Origin of the sequence: Altererythrobacter sp. (genome assembly GCF_050299635.1) — a bacterium.
Taxonomy (GTDB): Bacteria; Pseudomonadota; Alphaproteobacteria; order Sphingomonadales; family Sphingomonadaceae; genus Erythrobacter.
Genome location: NZ_JBNKWF010000030.1, coordinates 1 through 19,911, shown reverse-complemented (window position 1 = coordinate 19,911; position 19,911 = coordinate 1). Strand labels below are relative to the sequence as shown.

Genomic DNA, 19,911 nt, shown 5'->3' with positions numbered 1-19,911 from the left:
AATGCTTGTCGCTCATTCACTATCCCTTCAGACCTTGCGCCTTTATAGTCGCACCATGAAATCGCTTCTTCGCGCATTCAGCGCCCTGATTCTGCTCGCCGCACCGGCAGCGACGATCCAACCCGCCTTCGCCAAGGAAGAGCCCGCGCTTCCGCAAGGCCTCCAGACTGATGGCGAGACGCCGTGGATCTATCGCGGCAGCGACGTGCCGCAGGACAAGGACTGGCTGTTTGGCGAACTCGACAATGGCTTGCGCTATGCGGTGCGAAACAACCGTGTTCCGCCAGGGCAGGTATCGATCCGTGTGAGGATCGATGCGGGTTCGTTGCACGAGAAGGAAAGCGAACGCGGTTTCGCGCACCTAATGGAGCATTTGAGTTTCCGGGAAAGCAAGTATTTGGGTCCTGCAGAGGCTATTCCCACGTGGCAGCGGCTGGGTGCGACCTTCGGCAGCGATACCAATGCCGAAACCACCCCGACACAGACGGTCTACAAGCTCGATATTCCCGGCATTACCCCGGCCAAGCTGCAAGAAAGCTTCAAGCTTCTGTCCGGCATGATGCGCGACCCGGTATTGAGCGAGGAAAACGTCAAGGCCGAAGTGCCGATCGTACTGGCGGAAAAGCGCGAACGCGGCGGGGCAGGAATGCGTGTCAACGACCAGACGCGCCAGACGCTCTTTGCGGGGCAGCTTCTTGCTACGCGGCTTCCGATTGGAACCGACGAGACTCTGACCGCCGCCACAGGCAAGGCGCTGCAGGCGTTTCATGACCGGTGGTACAGGCCTGAGAACACAGTGATCGTGGTCGCAGGCGATGCCGATCCGATGGAGCTGGCGCGGCTCGTCGAGCAATGGTTTGGCGATTGGAAGGGCAAGGGGCCGCATGTTCCGGCACCCGATTTCGGCGATCCGGTAGCGCCGGAAGGCGCCGATCCTGCCAATCCGCTGGGTGAAATGGCGGTGATCGTCGAGCCCGATATGCCGCGCACTTTCACCTATGCGGTGATGCGCCCATGGCGACCGGTCAACGATACGATCGTCTACAATCAGGGCCTGCTGCTCGATGCGGTCGCGCAATCGATCATCAACCGGCGGCTGGAAGCGCGTGCGCGAGCGGGCGGCAGCTTCCTCTATGCACAAGTGGCGCAAGACGACGTTTCCCGTTCCACTGACGCCACTTTTATCAGCTTCGCGCCGCTTTCAGCCGATTGGCAGTCCGCCTTGGCCGATGTGCGCGGAGTGATCGCCGATGCGCTCGCAAGCCCTCCGACGCAGGAAGAGATCGACCGCGAACTGGCCGAGTTCGACATCGCATTCGCCAGCGAGCTTGAACAGAAGACGGTCCTCGCCGGGTCCAAGCTGGCCGACCAGATCGTGCAGGCGGTCGATATCCGCGAGACGGTTGCCGCGCCCGAAACGGTACTCAATGTCTTCCGCGGCATGAAGGATCGTTTCACGCCGGATGAAGTGCTCAAGCACTCGCGCCAATTGCTCCAGGGTGACGTAATCCGCGCAATACTTGTCACATCGGACGCGAGTGAAGGCGATGCCGCCGCAGTGCGCACCGCACTGGCTGCCGATGCCGTACCCGATGGCAGCGCGCGTCTCGCGGCCAACAGCATTTCCTTCGACGATCTGCCGCCGGTCGGCAAACCGGGCAAGGTTCTGTCCGACGAATCGCTGGGGCTCACTGGCATACCGGACATCGAGCGGGTCGAATTCGACAATGGCGTTCACGCGATCCTGTGGTCCAACGATGCAGAACCTGGCCGTGTTACGGTGAAGGTGCGCTTCGGAGCCGGCTATCGTGCGTTCAAGCCCGAGGATGCGCCCTACGTCGCGCTGGGCGAAATGGCGCTGGTGGGATCGGGCATCGGCGATCTGGGGCAGGAAGAGCTCGACCGGATTTCGAACGGGCGCAAGATGGGCTTCGATTTCTCTATCGAGGACGCGGTCTTCACATTCACGGCGCAAACGCGTTCAGCAGATGTGGCAGACCAGCTCTATCTGTTCGCAGCCAAGCTGGGCATGCCGCGCTGGGACCCCAATCCGGTCCAGCGCGCCAAGGCGGCAGCGGAACTGGCTTACGACACTTTTGCCACCAGTCCCGGCGGTGTCCTCAACCGCGACCTCGACTATCTGTTGAAGGATCGCGACCCGCGTTTCGCCACGCCCGATCGGGCCATGCTGGAATCGGCCACGCCCGAGCAATTCCGCAAGGTGTGGGAGCCGCTGCTGAAGCAAGGGCCCGTCGAAGTGCTGGTGTTCGGCGAATTCGATCACGATGCCACGCTTGAGGCGCTGCGGCGCACATTCGGCGCACTGGCACCGCGCAAGCCGATCCCTGCCGATGTTGCGGCACGCTTGCCATCCTTCCCGGAAGCGGATGACCAAACGACCGTGCTGACCCATCGCGGCGATGCCAACCAGGCCGCGGCGGTGATCGCCTGGCCCAGCGGCGGCGGGGTTGAGAGCCTGCGCGAATCGCGCCAACTCGAAATCCTCACGCAGCTGTTCAACAACCGTTTGATGGATGCGATGCGCGAGCGCGCCGGGGCGAGCTACGCGCCGCAGGTCGTTTCGGACTGGCCCAAGGATTTGAGCAAGGGCGGGACCATTCTGGCATTTGCCCAGCTCAAGCCGGAAGACGTGCCGGTGTTCTTCGCTGCAGCCGAGCAGATCGTGCAGGACCTTGCGGCGACGCCTCCGACAGAGGACGAGTTGGAGCGTGTAACCGAACCGCTACGCCAGCTCATCAGCCGCGCTTCGACCGGCAACAATTTCTGGCTCTATCACCTTGAAGGTGCGAGCTTTGATCCGCGCAGAGTGCAGCTCATGCGGTCCTTGCTGTCGGATTATTCGCAGACCACGCCGGAAATCATGCAAATCCTGGCCAAGCGCTATCTGGCGGCGCGGCCGGGCTGGCAGTTGGCAGTGATTCCGGAGGGGCAGACGCTGGCAACGGCAATAGGTCCGGGATCGTCTGCGGCGCGCGCTCTGGGCCGCTGATCGACTTGCTCGATTGGTTTCATTTGTAATATGATTGCCGTTTGTGGTCCGGAGTCTTTGCAATTCTAATCCAGCGCGTGTAACCGCGCGCTCCGATTGACATGAATTGAGACCTGAAGTGGCACAGAACTGGACACCCGAAGGCTGGAAGGCCCACGAAGCGCGGCATTTGCCGGATTATGAAGACGCCGAGGAACTGGCGCAGGCGGAATCGACGCTCGCCAGCTATCCTCCGCTCGTCTTCGCGGGTGAAGCGCGTGCGCTGAAGGAAGACCTCGCCGAAGTGGCGGGCGGACGCGCATTTCTGCTCCAGGGCGGCGATTGTGCGGAAAGTTTCGCCGAGTTCCATCCCAACAACATCCGCGACACATTCCGCGTGCTGCTGCAGATGGCGGTCGTCATGACCTTCGCCAGCAAGCGGCCGGTGGTGAAGGTTGGCCGCATGGCGGGGCAGTTCGCCAAGCCACGTAGCGCGCAGACCGAGACGCAGGGCGATGTAACTCTGCCGAGCTACTTCGGTGACAATATCAACGGGATCGAGTTCGAACCCGAAGCGCGCCGCAACGATCCGATGCGGATGGTGCGCGCCTATTCGCAGGCGGCGGCAACGCTCAACCTGCTGCGCGCCTTTGCGGGCGGCGGCTATGCCAACCTGCGCCAGGTCCACCAATGGACGCTCGATTTCATGGGGCGCACGCCCTGGGCTGAAAAGTTCGCGGAGACTGCAGACAGGATCGGTGAGGCGCTGGACTTCATGGAAGCCTGCGGGGTCGATCCCGCGACCGTGCCCCAACTCCAGGGGACCAGCTTCTACACCAGCCACGAAGCGCTGCTGCTGCCTTACGAGCAGGCGCTGACCCGGCAGGATTCGCTCACTGGCGACTGGTACGACACCAGCGCGCATATGGTGTGGATCGGCGATCGCACGCGCTTCCCCGGCTCGGCGCATATCGAGTTCTGCCGCGGCATCGGCAATCCGTTGGGCATGAAATGCGGGCCGAGCCTCGAAACCGACGACATGCTGCGCCTGCTCGATACGCTCAATCCGGCGCGCGAAGCAGGCCGGATCACGCTGATCAGCCGCTTCGGCCACGAAAAGGTGCGCGAAGGGCTGCCACGCCTTGTCCGTGCCGTGAAGCAGGAAGGGCACCCGGTGGTGTGGTCTTGCGATCCGATGCACGGCAATGTCATCAAGACCGGCACCGGCTACAAGACACGTCCGTTCGAACGCATCCTCGACGAGGTGAAGGGCTTTTTCGAAGTCCACCGGGCGGAAGGCACACATGCCGGCGGCATCCATGTCGAGATGACGGGGCAGGACGTGACCGAATGCACCGGCGGTGCGGTGGCGATCACCGATGAGCGCCTGGGCGACCGCTATCACACGCATTGCGATCCGCGCCTCAATGCTGAGCAATCGCTGGAACTCGCGTTCCTGCTGGCCGAAATGCTCAACCTCGAAGCGAACGAACGCCAGGCCGACGCCGCCTGATCCGGCGCGCCGGCGGCTCACTGGCCGCCATCGCCCGGTTCGTCTGTTTGCCGCACGGTTCGACCCGCGCAGCTTGCGTTTCGGGGTGAAATACCCCGAACGCAAAAGGCCATGACTTTCATATGTAACCGGATTCGGGCATGTTCCGAACTGATTGCTAATGAGAGAGCAGGAGGGCTTCGTGCCTGAACCGAGGGCCCGCGCCGCGAGCGAAGCGGGCGCGAATCTGGCGGAGAGCTATAGGGCGACGCGCAGCTTGACCGAAGCGCTTGCTGCGCCGCTTTCCGATGCCGACGCCACGATCCAGTCGATGGAAGACGCTTCGCCTGCCAAATGGCATTTGGCGCATACGACCTGGTTCTGGGAGACTTTCCTGCTGCGCGACCATGCGCCCCGCTACAGGCTGTATGACGAGAGCTGGCCGTTCCTGTTCAATTCCTATTACGAGGCGGAAGGCGAGCGGGTTGCACGCTTTTCGCGCGGGATGCTGTCGCGCCCGTCACTGGATGAAGTGCTTGAGTGGCGCGCCCATGTCGATGCGGCGATGGAGACCCTGCTTGCTCGCGACGACATCGCGCCGCTGATCCAGCTTGGCCTCGCGCATGAACAACAGCACCAGGAATTGCTACTGACCGACATCAAGCACGCGCTGTTCCAGAATCCAGTCGGCCCGGCGATGTGGGAAGGCTCACCTGCGTCCGCCGTCGCGGGCGAGGATGGCTGGATTGAGCATCCGGGCGGGATCGCATTGATCGGTCACGATGGGCAGGGTTTTGCATTCGACAATGAGGGTCCGCAACACCGTGTATTGCTGGAACCATTCGCGCTGTCGCAGCGGCTCGTCACCAATGCTGAGTGGCAGGCGTTCATCGACGATGGCGGATACGGCAATGCCGCGCTGTGGCTGTCGGACGGATGGGCCTGGGTGCGGGAGAACCAGATCGCCGCGCCGCTCTATTGGCGTGACGAGAAGTGCTTCACCCATCAGGGCTGGCAGGCGCGCGATCCCGATGCGCCCGTGACGCATATTTCATTCTACGAAGCCGATGCTTTCGCCACCTGGGCCGGAGCGCGCCTTCCGACCGAGTTCGAATGGGAAGCGCTGGCGCAATCGCACGATGCCAGCGGCGGCAACCAACTCGACGCAGCCACTGCTCCCATGCCGCGCGGCGGCGGAGATCTGTTCGGCGATTGCTGGCAGTTCACCCGCTCGGCCTATCTGCCCTATCCGCGCTTCAAGGCCGCCACGGGCGCGGTGGGCGAATACAATGGCAAGTTCATGAGCGGGCAGGTGGTATTGAAAGGCGCGAGCTGCGCCACGGTTCGCGGCCATTCGCGCGCTTCTTACCGCAATTTCTTCTACCCGCATCAGCGCTGGCAATTCACCGGGCTGCGGCTGGCAAAGGACTACTGACAATATGATCGCAAAAAGCGGCCTGTCTCTGGTCGATCTCGACGATGAGGGCGTCGATCCCGCCTTTAGAGGAGACGTCCTGGCGGGCCTGTCGCAGGCGCAAAAGGCCATTCCGGCACGCTGGTTCTATGACGATGCGGGGTCGCTTCTGTTCGAACAGATCACACAGCTCCCTGAATATTACCCCACACGGGCCGAGACGGAGATCCTGACCCAGCGCAGTGAAGATTTTGCGCGGCTGATCGGGTCGGGCAGGGCGGTGGTCGAGTTCGGATCGGGCAGTTCGGTCAAGACGCCGCTGCTGCTTTCCGCGATCGATCCGGCGGCCTATGTTCCGCTCGACATTTCAGGCGATTTCCTGCGCGCATCGGCATCGGCGCTGGCAGAGCGTTTCCCCGGGCTGCCAGTCTATCCGGTCGAGGCGGATTTCATGCGCAGGGTGGAACTGCCCACCGAGGTGGCCGGGCTGCCCAAACTCGGTTTCTTTCCCGGCTCCACCATTGGCAATATGGTTGCGCGCACTTCGGTCGATTTGTTGCGCGAAATGCGCGCGACACTGGGCGAGGGTTCGAAACTGTTGATCGGGATGGACCTGATCAAGGACCCCGCGGTGCTGATCGCCGCCTATGACGATGCGAAAGGCGTTACGGCAGAGTTCAATCTCAACCTGGTGCGGCGGATCAATCGCGAACTTGAAGGCGATATCCCGCTCGATGCGCTTCGGCACGAAACGCGCTGGAATGACGACTATGCGCGGATCGAGATGCATCTGGTGGCGAAGTGCGACATGACTTTCGCCGTTGCTGGCAAGGAGTTCGCTCTGCGTGCGGGCGAATCGATCCATACGGAGAATAGCCACAAGTTCGACCGGCGCATGTCGAACACCCTTCTGCTGGCAGGAGGGTGGACACCGCGCGAGCGCTGGCTCGACAGCGGGAAACGCTTTTCGCTGATCCTGGCGGAAGCGACGGTCCCGCGTTCGGCTCCCTGACTGGAGAAAAGCGCGCCAATTCATGGACCGGTAGGCGTGGCTCCCCTATATTGGCGGCATGACGATCCAGAACCTCTGGAATAATGCAGCCTCGGCGATTTCCGCCATCCCGCGCAGCGAGCTGCTGATGCTCGCGCTCGGCGCGATGCTGGCGGGGTGGATCGGTGCGCTGATGATCCGTCGCAGGGTACCGCTTGGCCGATGGCTTCGGGCAGCCAGTACAATCGTGCTGGCGGGCATACTCGTCACCGTCATCCTGCAGCTGTCGCGCTTCGATCCTCGGCTGGAAGTGGCCGTGCCGCAGCTTGGCCTGCCCGAACAGGTCGTGGAGGGCGGCGAGACGCGCATTCCAATGGCCCCTGACGGACATTTCTGGCTCCGTGCCGAACTCAATGGCGTGCCTGCAAACTTCCTGGTCGATACCGGCGCGACGCTGACTGCAGTGTCGAGTGATTTTGCGGTGGATGCGGGGCTCCAGCCACGTCGTGGAGGCCTTCCGATCCGCATTGGCACCGCGAATGGGCCGGTCGACGCCCAGATCGCGACGGCTGACGAGCTGCGCTTCGGCAACGTCTCCGCGCGCGGGCTCGACGTGGTGATCGCGCCTTCGCTGGGCGAAACCAATGTGGTGGGGATGAACCTGCTGTCGCGCCTCGCTTCGTGGCGGGTCGAAGGGGATATGATGATCCTGGTGCCGAGGGAACCACAGCCAACGCTGGATCCGCAATAGGCTCGTTCTGTGTGATGGCTGGGGTGGCAGGATTCGAACCTGCGCATGCCGGTACCAAAAACCGGTGCCTTACCGCTTGGCTACACCCCAGCAGGCCCGCAGCTGTGGCGGGGCGCCCCCTATAGCGCGCCTTCCGCGAAAGGGAAGGGGCTGCATCTCCGCACTGCGAGAAATCGCTCAAGCCATGCCTCGCGACATCTTGCACCGAGTATCCTTTTGGGATACTTGCGACGTCATGCACAGGGCCGGAACCAAGATTCGCCAATGGCGAGAAGCGCATGATCCACCGCTTTCGGCGGAGGAATTCGGTGCGCGCTATGGCGATCCCTGGCCCAGTCGCACTGTCTATGGTTGGGAATCGAAAGGCAAGATCGCTCGCGCTCCGGTCCAGAAAAAGCTCGCCGAATTGGGCATTTGCGATCCGGGCGACTGGCTGGAACCAGCGCCGCCGGAACCGACCGCATCACCGACGAACTCCCCGCGAAAGAACCAATTCATGACCGCTCATTCGCATCCCTTTTATGACATGCGCCGCCACGGCTTCGCCCGCGTTGCAACCTCCACGCCCAAGACGCGCACGGCCGACGTCGGCTACAATGTCGAAGGGATCATTGCCGAAGCGCGCCGCGCGCAGGATGCCGGGGTGGATCTGGTGGTCTATCCCGAATTGTGCATTTCCTCCTATTCGCTAGACGATCTGCACCTGCAATCGGCGCTGCTCGATGCGGCAGAAAAGGGCGTGGGCGAGGTGGTTGCGGCGAGCAATGAGCTCGCGCCAGCGCTGCTGGTGGGGGCGCCGCTGCGGCACAACGGGCGGGTCTATAATTGCGCGCTGGTGATTGCGGGTGGGCGCCTGCTGGGCGTGATCCCCAAGAGCTTCCTGCCCAACTACCGCGAATATTACGAAAAGCGCTGGTTCGCGCATGGCCGAAATATCCAGGGACAGACGATCCGCGCGAACGGCGCGCAAGTGCCCTTCGGCACGGACCTGATTTTCGCCGCCGAGAACCTTCCCGGCTTCAAGCTGTTCGTGGAGATTTGCGAGGATTACTGGTCGCCTACGCCGCCATCCACCATGGGAACGCTGGCGGGGGCGACTTTGGTGGCGAATCTCTCTGCCTCGAACATCACGATCGGCAAGTCTGACGAGCGGCACTTGCTCGCCCGCGCGCATTCTGCGCGTTCGGTTTGCGCCTATGTCTATTCGGCCAGCGGGCACGGTGAAAGCACCACCGATCTCGCCTGGGACGGGCAGGGCATGATCTACGAGCTGGGCGATCTGCTGGCGGAGAGCGAGCGCTTCAGCATGGACGCCGAACTGTGCATTGCCGATGTCGATTGCGAACGCGTGCTGGCCGAACGCCACCGGATGCAGACTTTCAACGATGCGGCAGAGGCGGCGGGGCGACCCGAAGAGACGTTCCGCACCATCTCCTTCGCGCTCGGACATGGCGAGGGCGATCGCGGGTTGGTCCGTCCCATCCGCCGCTTTCCCTTCGTGCCCAACCGCCAGCACAAGCTGGACGAGGATTGCTACGAGGCGTTCAACATCCAGGTCGACGGGCTGATGCGGCGGCTTGAGGCGACCCATGCCAAATGCATGGTGATCGGTGTTTCGGGAGGGCTGGATTCGACCCATGCGCTGATTGTCGCGGCCAAGTGTTGCGACCGGCTGGGCCTGCCGCGCACCGCCATTCGCGGCTACACCATGCCCGGCTTCGGCACCTCCGATCATACCAAGTCGAACGCCTGGAAGCTGATGGAAGCACTCGGCATTATGGCCGACGAAATCGACATTCGCCCGGCGGCGCAACGCATGCTGGAAGACATGGAGCATCCCTTTGCCGATGGCGAGCCTGCCTATGACGTGACATTCGAGAATGTGCAGGCCGGGCTGCGGACGGATTATCTGTTCCGGCTGGCGGGGCAGCATTCCGGCTTCGTGATCGGGACGGGCGATCTGAGCGAGCTGGCGCTGGGCTGGTGCACCTATGGCGTGGGCGACCAGATGAGCCATTACGCCGTCAACAGCGGCGTGCCCAAGACCCTGATCCAGTACCTGATCCGTTGGGCAGTCGGTACCGAACAGTTCGACCCCGCGACCGACAAGGTCCTGCTGTCGATCCTCGATACGGAGATTTCGCCCGAACTTGTGCCAGCGGATGCAGAAGGCCAGATGCAAAGCACGGAAAGCATCATCGGCCCTTACGAGCTCAACGATTTCTTTCTCCACCACACGATCCGCTGGGGCCAGCGGCCGAGCAAGATCGCCTTTCTCGCCTGGCATGCGTGGAAGGATGCCGATGCGGGCCTGTGGCCGGCGAGTTTCCCGGAGGACGAGAAGACCGCATACGCACTTCCAACCATCGCACATTGGCTGGAGAGCTTCCTCAGGCGTTTCTTCGCTTTCAGCCAGTTCAAGCGCAGCGCGATTCCCAATGGGCCGAAGGTCAGCGCGGGCGGGGCATTGAGCCCGCGGGGAGACTGGCGCGCGCCCAGCGACGCGGTCGCCGATGTGTGGCTCGAAGACCTCAAACAGTCGCTTCCGGATTTGGGCTAGCGCACCATGCGTTTCGGAACCGTCCTTGTGCTGCTCCTGTGCAACCTGATGTGGGCGGCAAATATCGTGGTGAGCAAGCTGGTTGTGACCGATCTCGGCGTGCCGCCGCTGTTCTACGCGCTAATGCGATCGCTGCTGGTCGTGCTCGCACTGGCACCGGTGTTGCGGCGTATTCCGCCAAAATTGCCGCAGGTGCTGTTGGTGGGACTGGCGATCGGGGGTGGCTCCTTCGCGCTACTGTTCATGGGTCTGAAGACGGCCAGCCCGTCCGCAGCGGGCATCGTCAACCTGTCGGGCGCTCCGATGACCGTCTTGTTCGCGATCGTCTTCCTGGGTGAGCGGATCAAGTGGCGCAGATCGATCGGTATTGCGCTAACGCTGGCGGGGGTAGGCATCGCCATCGGGTCTCCATCGGCGGAGGGTGCCGCAAGCGGGCTGTTGCTGATCTTCGCTGCTGCGGTGCTTGGGGCATTGGGAGCGGTATTCTTCAAGCGGATAGAGATTCGCGCGCTCGACATGCAGGCCTGGGCAGGGGTCGCCTCTGCCGCCGTGCTACTGCCGCTAACATTCACCATGGAGCAGGGGCAGCGGCAAGCGGTCGAGGCTGCACCGCTGGAAACCGGCGCAGCGCTCCTGTTTGCGGCCATCGTCGTCTCGATCGGCGCCCACACGGCCTATTACAAGATACTGCAGCGCGAGGATGCAAATCTTGTCGTGCCGCTGACGCTACTTACTCCGCTGCTGACGATCGCAATGGGCGCATTCATCACCGGCGACCCGATCGGCTGGCCGCTGCTGGCAGGCGGCGCGCTGGCTATCGCAGGCGTGGCGATCATCGTCCTTCGGCCCAGCCGCACTATGTTCAAGCCCTTGCTGGTCCGGCCACGCATTTAGATTCGCAGCCCTGTTCGCCGGTGCACAAAAGTCGCTTCCCGACAATTAGTTGCGAAGCCGAGGTAGTAATGAGCAGGGCGAAAGGATAGTTTGCCAGCGCGCAAAGGGAGAACGAACATGGCCAGATTGAGAGCCATGATTGGCATCTTGATCGCTACGAGCATGATGGTCACGGCATACCCGCTCGTGCCCGCGCACGCCCAGCTTGGCGGGCTGATCCCACGCGACGTCCAGAATGTCGTCAACGATGCTCAGGCGAGCGATGAAGGATGCGACGAAGGCAAGAAGAAATCCGCCGGCAGCCGCGTGCTGGGCGGAATCTTTGGACGAACGGCGCGCAGTGCGGCCTACAAGAGCGGGGTGAGCCGCTGGGTTCCCGTCTCGACCTATTCCGATCAGCTATCCGAGAGCATCGCCTGCCGATTGGACCCCGAGGAGCAGGCGCAGGCCGCCGATGCCACTTTGCGGGCCACGCGCAGCGATCAATATGCAGGCGAAGGCGAGGATGAGGCCGTGATACCGGCGGTAGGTTCCTCCGCCTCATGGAAATCCGAGACGCGTGAGGACGTGAGCGGCACCAGCACCGTGACTGGGCGAGAGAAGACGCGCGGCGAGTTGGACTGCATCACCGTCACGGACGTAATTATCGTCCGGGGCGAAGAAACCAAGGCCGACAAGCGCATGTGCCGTCCGCCCGGATCGCGGCGCTACTCGATAGTGGCATGAATCGGGTCGCACGCCTCGCGACGCTGGCTGGCGTGCTGGCGCTGAGTACAGGGGCCAAGCTCGACCCGGAGAACCCGACTTGCCCGGCAGAGCCTGATTGGGGACCGCCAACCAAGATGACGCTGACGCCGGTCGAGCGCGATGGCAAGCGGGTCCTGCTGGCCGAGGGGATGATCGATTACAACCTGCCTGCGCGCCTCCAGAAGGCGATCGACGATGACGAGTTGATAGAGGAAGTCTGGCTCCGCTCGCGTGGCGGCGATGCGCAGGCCGGGAATGCAGCGGGCAAGGTGATCCGGTCCATCCCCGGCATGCTCACGCGTATACCCAAGGGCTGGACATGTTTTTCTGCTTGCAATTTCGTGTTCATGGGCGGCGACCGGCGCAAGATCGACAAGGGCGGGGTGTTCATGGTTCACATGTTCACCCACACCGGACAGCGCGATGTGATCGACATGGCTGTCGAGGGCGGAACCAAGGACACCGTCCATCTGATCGGAGATATCGAACAGAGCTCTGCACTTTTGGCGAGCGAAGACAATGACTTCCTCATCCGCATGGGTGTGAGCCGCAAGCTGCTGACGGAGATCATGTACCAGCAGAGCGCCACCAGCGGCGAGCGGCTGAAGGGCACGCGCTATTGCCTCAGCCAGGACGAGGCCATCGAATACAATGTGATGCCGATCGAGAAGCGCGAAAACTGAGAGCTGGCGGGCTGTTTTCGGGCAGCCATTTTCCCACGGCGGCGCGGCACACTTGTCATCCATTGCGGGGTAGGCCACAATTGCAATGTGGGTCGCGACCAACCTGCGCATCGGCGCGGACAGGGGGGCTGGGTGGCGACGACGATGCAGCAAAGCGGGCTTGTGCTCGCACAGAGCAGATCGCTGCGCCTGTTCACGCTATTCATCCTCTATGTCGGTCAAGGGCTGCCCATAGGGCTGTTCTGGTTTGCTATTCCGGCATGGATGGCTGCGAACGGCGCCCCGGCTCAGGATGTTGGCTCGGTCCTGGCGCTTACCGCGCTTCCCTGGACGCTCAAGTTCATCAACGGCTTTTTCATGGACCGCTATACCTTCCTGCCGATGGGGCGGCGGCGGGTATGGCTGTTGGGCGCGCAAGGCGCGATGATCGCTTTCCTTTTGGCCGCGATGGTTATCAATCCGGGCGTTTCCGATGTCGCAGTTCTTGGAGGTATCGGTTTCGCCGTGAACATGGCGACGACGTTCCAGGACGTGGCCGTCGATGGTCTTGCCGTTGACATTATGCCTGAGGACGAGCGCGCTCGTGGGAGTGGCATGATGTTTGGGGGCCAATCAATCGGAATCGCATCGGCAACGGCGCTGACCGGCTCGGTCATTGGAACTTATGGCGCACCTGCTGCCTTTGGCATCGTTGCCGCGCTCGTTGCGCTGCTGTGCCTCTACATAGTGTTGTTCAAGGAACGCGTTGGAGAACGCCGCCTGCCTTGGAGCAAGGGCGCGGCACATGAACGCAATCTCGACCTGCAGGCAAACTCCTGGTGGCCGATCCTGAAAAGCACGTTCAGCTCTCTGGCCAAAGCTCAAAGTATCCTCTGGGTCCCGGTGCTGTTCGGTCGCGGCATGCTTTATGGTGGGATGAGCGGTGCGACGCCGCTGATCGGATCCAATTATCTGGGGTGGAACGAGGCGGAGATATCTTCGTTGACGGCCCCTGCCGGAATTGTCGCAGGAATCCTGTGCCTGACATTGGGTGGCTGGCTGGGGGACCGCTATGGCGCGAAACGAACGGGAATTGGCTGGCTGCTGTTCCAGCTTGCCATGGTAGCAACGATGTACGCATTGGTTCCCTATTGGGACGATACCCGTCTGTTCATCGCTTTCGTCTATTGCTGGATTTCGCTTGATATGTTGCTGACGGTTTCGATCCAGCCCATCTCGATGCGACTATGCGACACGCGCGTCGCCGCAACGCAGTTTACAATCTATATGGCGCTCTCCAATTTCGGGATCACCTTTGGCGCTTTCATGTTGAGCCGGATTGATTCCCTGGGGGGACTGCCTTCGATCTTCCTCGTGGTTGGCTCGGGAATGCTGATGGCATTGATACTCCTGCTTACGGCCAGATATCCGCGCCGGCCTGAGCATTACGAGGCAGTCGCGGCCAAGCTGGCGCAAGGCGAGAGCGTGAGCCCTCGGATCGACTAGAGTTTGCTGAATTAAGCTCCGAACAGCACGGTTTCATCGCCATGCTTCCACGGCACGTATTTGCCCATCACGGCGGCAAAGAGATCGGACTCAAGATGGCTCGCGAGCCAGCGCTGCACATGCGGCAGGCATTGTGCATCGAACCAGGCCCGGTCGGCATTGGCAAATTGCCGCACGAAGGGAAAGGTCGCCATGTCGGCCAGCGTGCGATGTTCGCCGCAAAGCTGCGGCTGGTTGCTTAGCCGCACGTCCAGATCGCGCAGGACTTCGAGGCCTGCCGCACGGTGCTCCTCCGCATTGCTGCCATGCCGGGTGGAGTATTTGTAGCGGTCGAGATGGTGCTTGAACGGGCCGTCATTGCGCTCGATCAGCGCGTGCTCGTCGCCCGCGAGCCAGCCTTCGGGATCGTTCTGCGCCAGGGCCCAGCGCATGATGTCGATGCTCTCGTCGATCACCGTTCCACTGGGCAAGACGAGCACAGGAACCGTCGATTTTTCAGAGGCTTCGGAGAGTTCGGGCGGCTTGTCGGCCAGCTTGACTTCGCGCAGTTCGCAGCTCGTGCCGCTGATCCATAGCGCCATGCGCGCGCGCATCGCATAGGGGCACCGGCGAAAGCTGTAGAGGATCGGAAGCCCGGTCATTTCCCCTGAGAATGTGCGGCGTCGCGCTTGCGTGCCAGTTCTCTTTGGCGCTGGCGCTCGGCATAGCGGGCGCGTTGCACCTCGTCGCGCTCATCAATGCAATGCGGGCAAGAGATGCCTTCGACATAGGCGGGTGAGGCCTTGTCTTCCTCGCTGATCGGGCGGCGGCAGGCGCGGCACAGATCGTAATCGCCCGGCTCCAGTCCATGCCGCACGGTCACGCGCTCGTCGAAAACGAAGCATTCGCCGTCCCACAGGCTTTCTTCCTGCGGCATCTCTTCAAGATATTTCAGGATGCCGCCCTTGAGGTGATAGACTTCCTCGATCCCCTCCTTGCGCAGGAAGCTGGTCGATTTCTCGCAGCGAATCCCGCCGGTACAGAACATCGCCACCTTCTTGTGGCCTTCGAGCAGCTCGTCGCGATGGGCGCGGAACCATTCGGGAAATTCGCGGAAACTCTTGGTGTGCGGATCCACCGCGCCGCGAAAGGTGCCGGTCGCCACTTCGTAATCGTTGCGCGTGTCGATCACGACCGTGTCAGGGTCGGAAATCAGCGCGTTCCAGTCATGCGGATCGACATAGCGGCCCACGCTTGCAAGCGGATCGATATCCGGCTCGCCCATGGTCACGATCTCGCGCTTCAGCCGCACTTTCATCCGGTGGAAAGGCATAGTCTCGGCATGCGAGAACTTGACCTCCAGCCCGGCGCAACCGGGCAGGGCGCGGATATGCGCCAGCACTTGTGCGATGGCATTCTCGCTGCCCGCAATGGTGCCGTTGATCCCTTCGCTGGCGAGCAGCAGTGTGCCCTTGGTGCCGACTTCCTCGCACAGCGCAAGCAGCGGTTCGCGCAGCGCGACGTGATCCTCGAACGGCGTGAATTGATAGAGCGCCGCGACGGTGACGGGCATCTCGAGTTCCTTAATCCAGCTTCATCACCCAGTCATGGGTGTCTTCGACAGCGCCCTTCTGGATGCCGACGAGCTTTTCGCGGATTTTCATGGTGAGCTGGCCGGGGCCGCCCGCGCCAATGGTGAACTCGCCATCGGGGCCGGCCACCTTACCAACCGGAGTCACGACAGCGGCGGTGCCGCAGGCCATGGTCTCGATCAGCCTGCCGCTCGCCGCGTCCTCGCGCCACTGGTCGATCGAATACATTTCCTCGCTCACCTCCAGCCCCTCTTCGCGCAGCAGGGTGATGAGGCTGTTGCGAGTGATGCCGGGCAGGATCGTGCCGGTCAGCGGCGGGGTGATGACCCGTCCGTCATCGAACACGAAGAACAGGTTCATGCCGCCCAGTTCCTCAACCCATTTGTGCTCGGCGGCGTCGAGGAACAGAACCTGGTCATGCCCCTGCGCGAATGCCTTGCCGGTCGGGACCAGGCTGGCGGCGTAATTGCCGCCGCATTTGGCCGCGCCGGTGCCGCCTGGGGCCGCGCGGGTATATTCGGAGATCCAGATGCTCACCGCCTTGGCGCCGCCCTTGAAATAGCTGCCTGCCGGGCTGGCGATCACGAGGTATTTATACTGCTTGGCCGGTCGCACGCCCAGGAAGGCCTCGGTCGCGATCATGAACGGCCGCAGGTAGAGCGAGCCGCCTTCGACGGTCGGGAACCAGTCCTTGTCGGTATCGACCAGCAGCTTGACCGATTCGATGAACAGTTCTTCGGGCAGGGCGGGCATGGCCAGCCGCTCAGCCGATGCATTGAAGCGGCGCGCATTCTCTTCGGGCCGGAACAGCGCAAGACCGCCATCGACCTGCTTGTAGGCTTTCAGCCCTTCGAAGATTTCCTGCGCATAATGGAGCACGCTGGCCGCCGGATCGAGCGTCAACGGTTCGCGCGGGCCCACTTTGGCCGCGTGCCAGCCGCCTTTCGCTTCGTCATATTCGATCGTGACCATGTGATCGGAGAATAGCGTTCCGAAACCGGGGTTCTTCAACGCTTCGTCGCGCGCGGCAGCGTCCATCGGGGCGGGGTGGGTGATTTTCTCGAACTGCATGGGGTGCGCGCGTAATATGTGTTCCCGTTTTCCGCAAGCGAGAGTCACCTGTCTACGCCCTCAAGCGCCGGGCGCAGCCCATCCGCGCTACATGGCTTCCGCGCAATAAGGCGCGACGGGCGGTTGCCCTTGCGGCTTGCTGTTCGCTCGCCGTTTCACGCGCCTGCCACTAGGTCGCCGCAGCCAGAGCGCGACTGCGCGACGGCGGTCAGGCCGGAAGCCAAGCGAACGGAAGTGAGCGCTGGCGCTTGAGGCTCGACAAATAAATGAAAAGGGCGATCCAGCCCGTCGGAGGATCGCCCTTTCATGGTCAGCGGCGGGAAGTGCCGCTCACGAAGCCTCTAAGGGTAGTGGATGTTACCGATAGTGCCCCGCGCGGAAACTTGCCGACCTCTCTGCTGAACCATGAGACATCGGATCACCTCCTTTCGCGCTGTTAGAGCCAAAGTCCCCGTCTCCGGGGTAAAGACCGCGTTTCGCCGCTGATCTTGAGTACAATCTGATTCGTCTGCGCTGCAAAAACAAGGCTTGAAAAAAACTTATCCCACGTCAGAATAGTTTCTTGTGGCCCGTGAGATCGAAGATCGATTTCGCGGGCATTTTTATATTTCGCATTCGCATCTGCGAGCGTTGGCGCTTGAGGCGAAACAAATCACCTGCAATCCTCGATCACCCGGGTGATCTCCACCCAGGAAGGCACATAGAGCGCGGGCATGCCCTCTACCTCGATCGCAATGCGTCCTTTGGAAATTGCCATGGCGTCGAGCAGCGGATCGCTTGCCGGAAGGAAGGCGGAAACGAGCGTGCGGCCAGCCACGGGATTTGCAGTGAGGATGCGGTCTGTCGTCTCGGTGCGGATGCGCATCATGAGCGAACGAGTTGCGTCACTGCGGCGAGCGATTCCCACAACGCGCGTCTTGCGGTCGCACCGCATGACCACGAGATGGTCCGGGCCCTTGTCGCCGAACATGGCGAGTGTTTCACTCGACTCGCTGCCATAGCTCCAGTCGCCCGGTGTCTGAGGGGCATCGAGATAGTTCTCATGCGCTACGGGCTGGGCTGCGGCTGAGGTCGCGACCGCCATGCTCAATGCCAGCGCGCCGGATAGATATGCAATGACTGGTTTCATGAGGCTCTAATGCGCGCTAACGCCTTGCTCGTCCATGAGCAAGAAACGCCGTATCGACCAGATGTTAGTTGAACGTGGCCTGGTGGAGAGCCGGGCACGCGCGCAGGCGCTGATCATGGCCGGTCTGGTCTTTTCCGGCGAGACGAAGCTTGCCAAACCGGGCCATCAGCTTCCCGAAGACGCTCCGCTGGACGTGCGCGGGCGCGACCACCCCTGGGTCAGCCGCGGCGGGATCAAGCTCGCTCATGCGATCGAGCATTTTGGGCTCGATCCGGCGGGCGCAGTGGCGATGGATATCGGCAGTTCGACCGGCGGTTTCACCGATGTGCTGCTGCAAAAGGGCGCAGGGCATGTCTTTGCGGTCGATAGCGGGACCAACCAACTCGCGTGGAAACTGCGGCAGGATGACCGCGTGACCGTGCTTGAGCAAACCAGCGCGCGAATCCTCACCACGGAACAGATCGATCGGCCCTGCAACTGGGTTGTGTGCGATGCGAGCTTTATCGGCCTTGCCAAGGTGCTCGAGCGCCCGCTTGAACTGGCTGCGCCGCAGTGCCGATTGGTCGCGCTGATAAAGCCGCAGTTCGAAGTGGGGCGAGAGGAAGTGGGCAAGGGCGGGGTGGTGCGCGACCCGGCGCTGCACCGGCGCGTCTGCGATGAAGTGCGCGAATGGCTGGAGATTGGCGGCTGGCAGGTCGAGGGAATCGTGGAAAGTCCGATCAAGGGCCCTGAAGGCAATGTCGAATTTCTCGTCAGCGCCACACGCGGCTGAATCCGTTTTTCCCACAAGATCGGCCTGTCCTGTATCGGTACTCGGAATTGCCGCCCCCTTGCGCGGCGTGCGTCGCGCGGTCAATTAACCGATAAAGCGAATCGGCTAACAACCAGCGCGAGGGAAATTGATGAACGTAATTGCGTCACGCGAACAGCTCAGGGCGAGTTTCATTCGCTGGTCGCTTTTTACAGTTCCGCTGATTTTGCTGCTCGGGTTTCTGTCGGCTCAACTCGGTAGCCCCGAAAGTTACTGGTATCAGGACCTGGTCAAGCCGGAGTTCAATCCCGAGCCGATCGTGTTCAGGATTGTCTGGCCAATACTCTTCATCATGATCGGGCTGGCGCTGGCGATGGTCTGCAGCGCCTGGGGCGCGCGTGGTCGCGGCATCGCGATCGGGCTGTTTGTGCTGCATTTTCTGCTGAATATGGCGTGGACGCCGGTGTTCTTCGGCAATCAGGACATTCAGGGCGGGTTGATCGTCATAGGCCTGGCCGATGTGACTTTGCTTGCCCTGCTATGGGCCTTCTGGCGCGTAAGACGTTCGGCTGGCCTGATGCTGCTGCCCTACCTGGCATGGTTGCTGTTCGCCACGCTGCTGAACTTCCAGTTCCTGCAGCTCAATCCCGATGGGGGGCAATCTTCCACCAGCGGCGCGACTCAACGGATCGAATTGTAAGTTCGCGCTTGCCCTTGGGGTGGAGCATCTCCAAATAGCGAATATGCAAAGCAAGAACCCTCTCATCTCCGATTTCGCCAAGCTGGCGAACAGTGCCGCCGGTACTTTCGCCGGCATGACCCGCGAAGCGCGTGAAAGCGCGCGTGAACGGATGAAGGAAGCGCTGGGCGGGATGGATTTCGTCAGCCGGGAAGAGTTCGAAACGGTCAAGCTGATGGCTGCCAGGGCGCGTGAGGAAAATGAAGCGCTCAAGGAACGTATCGCCGAGCTGGAATCGAAGCTGACGTAAGCGGCGGGCTGCCCATGCAGCTGCGCGCTCCTGCCATACTTATCGCATCGCGCCACCATGGCGAGACGGCGGCCATTGCGCGCCTGCTGACACAGGAGCATGGCCTCATAGCGGGCTATGTTGCGGGCGGGAGGGGGCGGCAGCTCAGGCCCGTAATGATACCGGGCAACCGCGTGGAAGTGGAACTGCGCGCCAGGTCCGAAAGCCAGCTGCCTTTCGCAAAGCTGGAGCTGGTCGAAAGCCGTGGCCAGTGGATGACGGAGCCGCTTCCCGCCGCCGCGATTGGCTGGGCCTGCGCGCTTACTGCCACCGCTCTGCCCGAACGCAATCCCTATCCCGCGCTCTATCACGCGCTTGATGCGCTGCTCTCTGCCGTCTGTCAGGCGCCATCGGC

18 protein-coding genes and 1 tRNA gene are annotated in these 19,911 nt (G+C 62.1%); 14 read left to right on the top strand and 5 right to left on the bottom strand.

Going from position 1 to position 19,911, the window contains the following annotated elements; translation table 11 throughout:
- The first annotated feature begins 55 nt into the window (after positions 1-55).
- From ACQY6C_RS13450 to ACQY6C_RS13430, 5 genes are all read left to right on the top strand, one after another.
- On the top strand, positions 56-3,010 hold the full coding sequence (locus ACQY6C_RS13450; RefSeq protein WP_427969566.1) for a M16 family metallopeptidase: 2,955 nt from the start codon (positions 56-58) through the stop codon (positions 3,008-3,010).
- Between the two features lie 118 nt (positions 3,011-3,128).
- Positions 3,129-4,502 carry a class II 3-deoxy-7-phosphoheptulonate synthase gene (locus tag ACQY6C_RS13445; RefSeq protein ID WP_427969564.1) on the top strand — a complete coding sequence of 458 codons (1,374 nt, stop codon included), beginning with the start codon at positions 3,129-3,131 and terminating at the stop codon, positions 4,500-4,502.
- Positions 4,503-4,662: 160 nt separating this feature from the next.
- Positions 4,663-5,916, top strand: coding sequence for an ergothioneine biosynthesis protein EgtB (gene egtB, locus ACQY6C_RS13440; protein ID WP_427969562.1), 1,254 nt, complete (start codon positions 4,663-4,665; stop codon positions 5,914-5,916).
- 4 nt (positions 5,917-5,920) lie between these two features.
- Positions 5,921-6,907: an L-histidine N(alpha)-methyltransferase gene (gene egtD, locus ACQY6C_RS13435; RefSeq protein ID WP_427969560.1), complete on the top strand. Its 987-nt coding sequence runs from the start codon at positions 5,921-5,923 to the stop codon at positions 6,905-6,907.
- 58 nt (positions 6,908-6,965) lie between these two features.
- Complete coding sequence (locus ACQY6C_RS13430) at positions 6,966-7,637, top strand: retropepsin-like aspartic protease family protein (RefSeq protein WP_427969558.1); 672 nt, start codon at positions 6,966-6,968, stop codon at positions 7,635-7,637.
- Positions 7,638-7,652: 15 nt separating this feature from the next.
- Here the strand turns inward: ACQY6C_RS13430 and ACQY6C_RS13425 are convergent.
- Positions 7,653-7,727, bottom strand: a tRNA-Gln gene (locus ACQY6C_RS13425).
- 406 nt (positions 7,728-8,133) lie between these two features.
- On the opposite strand from ACQY6C_RS13425, the gene ACQY6C_RS13420 reads away from it, so the two are divergent.
- The 5 genes from ACQY6C_RS13420 to ACQY6C_RS13400 all read left to right on the top strand — a co-directional run bounded on the left by ACQY6C_RS13420 (position 8,134) and on the right by ACQY6C_RS13400 (position 14,006).
- Positions 8,134-10,197, top strand: coding sequence for an NAD(+) synthase (locus ACQY6C_RS13420; RefSeq protein WP_427969593.1), 2,064 nt, complete (start codon positions 8,134-8,136; stop codon positions 10,195-10,197).
- Between the two features lie 6 nt (positions 10,198-10,203).
- Complete coding sequence (locus ACQY6C_RS13415; RefSeq protein WP_427969556.1) at positions 10,204-11,091, top strand: DMT family transporter; 888 nt, start codon at positions 10,204-10,206, stop codon at positions 11,089-11,091.
- A 117-nt stretch (positions 11,092-11,208) separates the two neighbouring features.
- Entirely contained in the window at positions 11,209-11,817 is a 609-nt protein-coding gene (locus tag ACQY6C_RS13410; protein ID WP_427969554.1) for a hypothetical protein, read from the top strand.
- Entirely contained in the window at positions 11,814-12,521 is a 708-nt protein-coding gene (locus ACQY6C_RS13405; protein ID WP_427969552.1) for a hypothetical protein, read from the top strand. Before ACQY6C_RS13410 ends, ACQY6C_RS13405 begins: the two co-directional genes overlap by 4 nt.
- Before the next feature lie 132 nt (positions 12,522-12,653).
- Positions 12,654-14,006, top strand: a complete 1,353-nt coding sequence (locus ACQY6C_RS13400) for an MFS transporter (protein WP_427969550.1) — start codon at positions 12,654-12,656, stop codon at positions 14,004-14,006.
- A gap of 11 nt (positions 14,007-14,017) precedes the next feature.
- Here ACQY6C_RS13400 and ACQY6C_RS13395 read toward each other — a convergent pair whose 3' ends face one another.
- The 4 genes from ACQY6C_RS13395 to ACQY6C_RS13380 form a co-directional block, all read right to left on the bottom strand.
- Positions 14,018-14,647, bottom strand: coding sequence for a glutathione S-transferase (locus ACQY6C_RS13395; RefSeq protein ID WP_427969548.1), 630 nt, complete (start codon positions 14,645-14,647; stop codon positions 14,018-14,020).
- Positions 14,644-15,558 (bottom strand): rhodanese-related sulfurtransferase, encoded by a 915-nt coding sequence (locus ACQY6C_RS13390; RefSeq protein WP_427969546.1) that lies wholly within the window; start codon positions 15,556-15,558, stop codon positions 14,644-14,646. Before ACQY6C_RS13390 ends, ACQY6C_RS13395 begins: the two co-directional genes overlap by 4 nt.
- A 10-nt stretch (positions 15,559-15,568) precedes the next feature.
- Positions 15,569-16,648 (bottom strand): branched-chain amino acid aminotransferase, encoded by a 1,080-nt coding sequence (locus ACQY6C_RS13385; RefSeq protein ID WP_427969544.1) that lies wholly within the window; start codon positions 16,646-16,648, stop codon positions 15,569-15,571.
- Between the two features lie 652 nt (positions 16,649-17,300).
- Positions 17,301-17,777: a hypothetical protein gene (locus tag ACQY6C_RS13380; RefSeq protein WP_427969542.1), complete on the bottom strand. Its 477-nt coding sequence runs from the start codon at positions 17,775-17,777 to the stop codon at positions 17,301-17,303.
- 34 nt (positions 17,778-17,811) lie between these two features.
- Between ACQY6C_RS13380 and ACQY6C_RS13375 the strand changes: the two genes are divergently transcribed.
- From ACQY6C_RS13375 to recO, 4 genes are all read left to right on the top strand, one after another.
- Positions 17,812-18,549 carry a TlyA family RNA methyltransferase gene (locus tag ACQY6C_RS13375; protein ID WP_427969540.1) on the top strand — a complete coding sequence of 246 codons (738 nt, stop codon included), beginning with the start codon at positions 17,812-17,814 and terminating at the stop codon, positions 18,547-18,549.
- A 130-nt stretch (positions 18,550-18,679) separates the two neighbouring features.
- Positions 18,680-19,228: a TspO/MBR family protein gene (locus tag ACQY6C_RS13370; RefSeq protein ID WP_427969538.1), complete on the top strand. Its 549-nt coding sequence runs from the start codon at positions 18,680-18,682 to the stop codon at positions 19,226-19,228.
- A 43-nt stretch (positions 19,229-19,271) separates the two neighbouring features.
- Positions 19,272-19,517, top strand: a complete 246-nt coding sequence (locus tag ACQY6C_RS13365; protein WP_427969536.1) for an accessory factor UbiK family protein — start codon at positions 19,272-19,274, stop codon at positions 19,515-19,517.
- A gap of 14 nt (positions 19,518-19,531) precedes the next feature.
- On the top strand, positions 19,532-19,911 hold a 380-nt coding region (gene recO / locus ACQY6C_RS13360; RefSeq protein WP_427969534.1), incomplete at its 3' end, for a DNA repair protein RecO.

Coding starts and splice junctions, on each gene's coding strand:
- egtD (WP_427969560.1), top strand. CDS start 5,921: ATGATCGCAAAAAGCGGCCTGTCTCTGGTCGATCTCGACGATGAGGGC.
- ACQY6C_RS13405 (WP_427969552.1), top strand. CDS start 11,814: ATGAATCGGGTCGCACGCCTCGCGACGCTGGCTGGCGTGCTGGCGCTG.
- egtB (WP_427969562.1), top strand. CDS start 4,663: ATGAGAGAGCAGGAGGGCTTCGTGCCTGAACCGAGGGCCCGCGCCGCG.
- ACQY6C_RS13450 (WP_427969566.1), top strand. CDS start 56: ATGAAATCGCTTCTTCGCGCATTCAGCGCCCTGATTCTGCTCGCCGCA.
- ACQY6C_RS13430 (WP_427969558.1), top strand. CDS start 6,966: ATGACGATCCAGAACCTCTGGAATAATGCAGCCTCGGCGATTTCCGCC.
- ACQY6C_RS13370 (WP_427969538.1), top strand. CDS start 18,680: ATGAACGTAATTGCGTCACGCGAACAGCTCAGGGCGAGTTTCATTCGC.
- ACQY6C_RS13410 (WP_427969554.1), top strand. CDS start 11,209: ATGGCCAGATTGAGAGCCATGATTGGCATCTTGATCGCTACGAGCATG.
- ACQY6C_RS13390 (WP_427969546.1), bottom strand. CDS start 15,558: ATGCCCGTCACCGTCGCGGCGCTCTATCAATTCACGCCGTTCGAGGAT.
- ACQY6C_RS13395 (WP_427969548.1), bottom strand. CDS start 14,647: ATGACCGGGCTTCCGATCCTCTACAGCTTTCGCCGGTGCCCCTATGCG.
- ACQY6C_RS13375 (WP_427969540.1), top strand. CDS start 17,812: ATGAGCAAGAAACGCCGTATCGACCAGATGTTAGTTGAACGTGGCCTG.
- ACQY6C_RS13420 (WP_427969593.1), top strand. CDS start 8,134: ATGACCGCTCATTCGCATCCCTTTTATGACATGCGCCGCCACGGCTTC.
- ACQY6C_RS13365 (WP_427969536.1), top strand. CDS start 19,272: ATGCAAAGCAAGAACCCTCTCATCTCCGATTTCGCCAAGCTGGCGAAC.
- ACQY6C_RS13385 (WP_427969544.1), bottom strand. CDS start 16,648: ATGCAGTTCGAGAAAATCACCCACCCCGCCCCGATGGACGCTGCCGCG.
- ACQY6C_RS13415 (WP_427969556.1), top strand. CDS start 10,204: ATGCGTTTCGGAACCGTCCTTGTGCTGCTCCTGTGCAACCTGATGTGG.
- ACQY6C_RS13380 (WP_427969542.1), bottom strand. CDS start 17,777: ATGAAACCAGTCATTGCATATCTATCCGGCGCGCTGGCATTGAGCATG.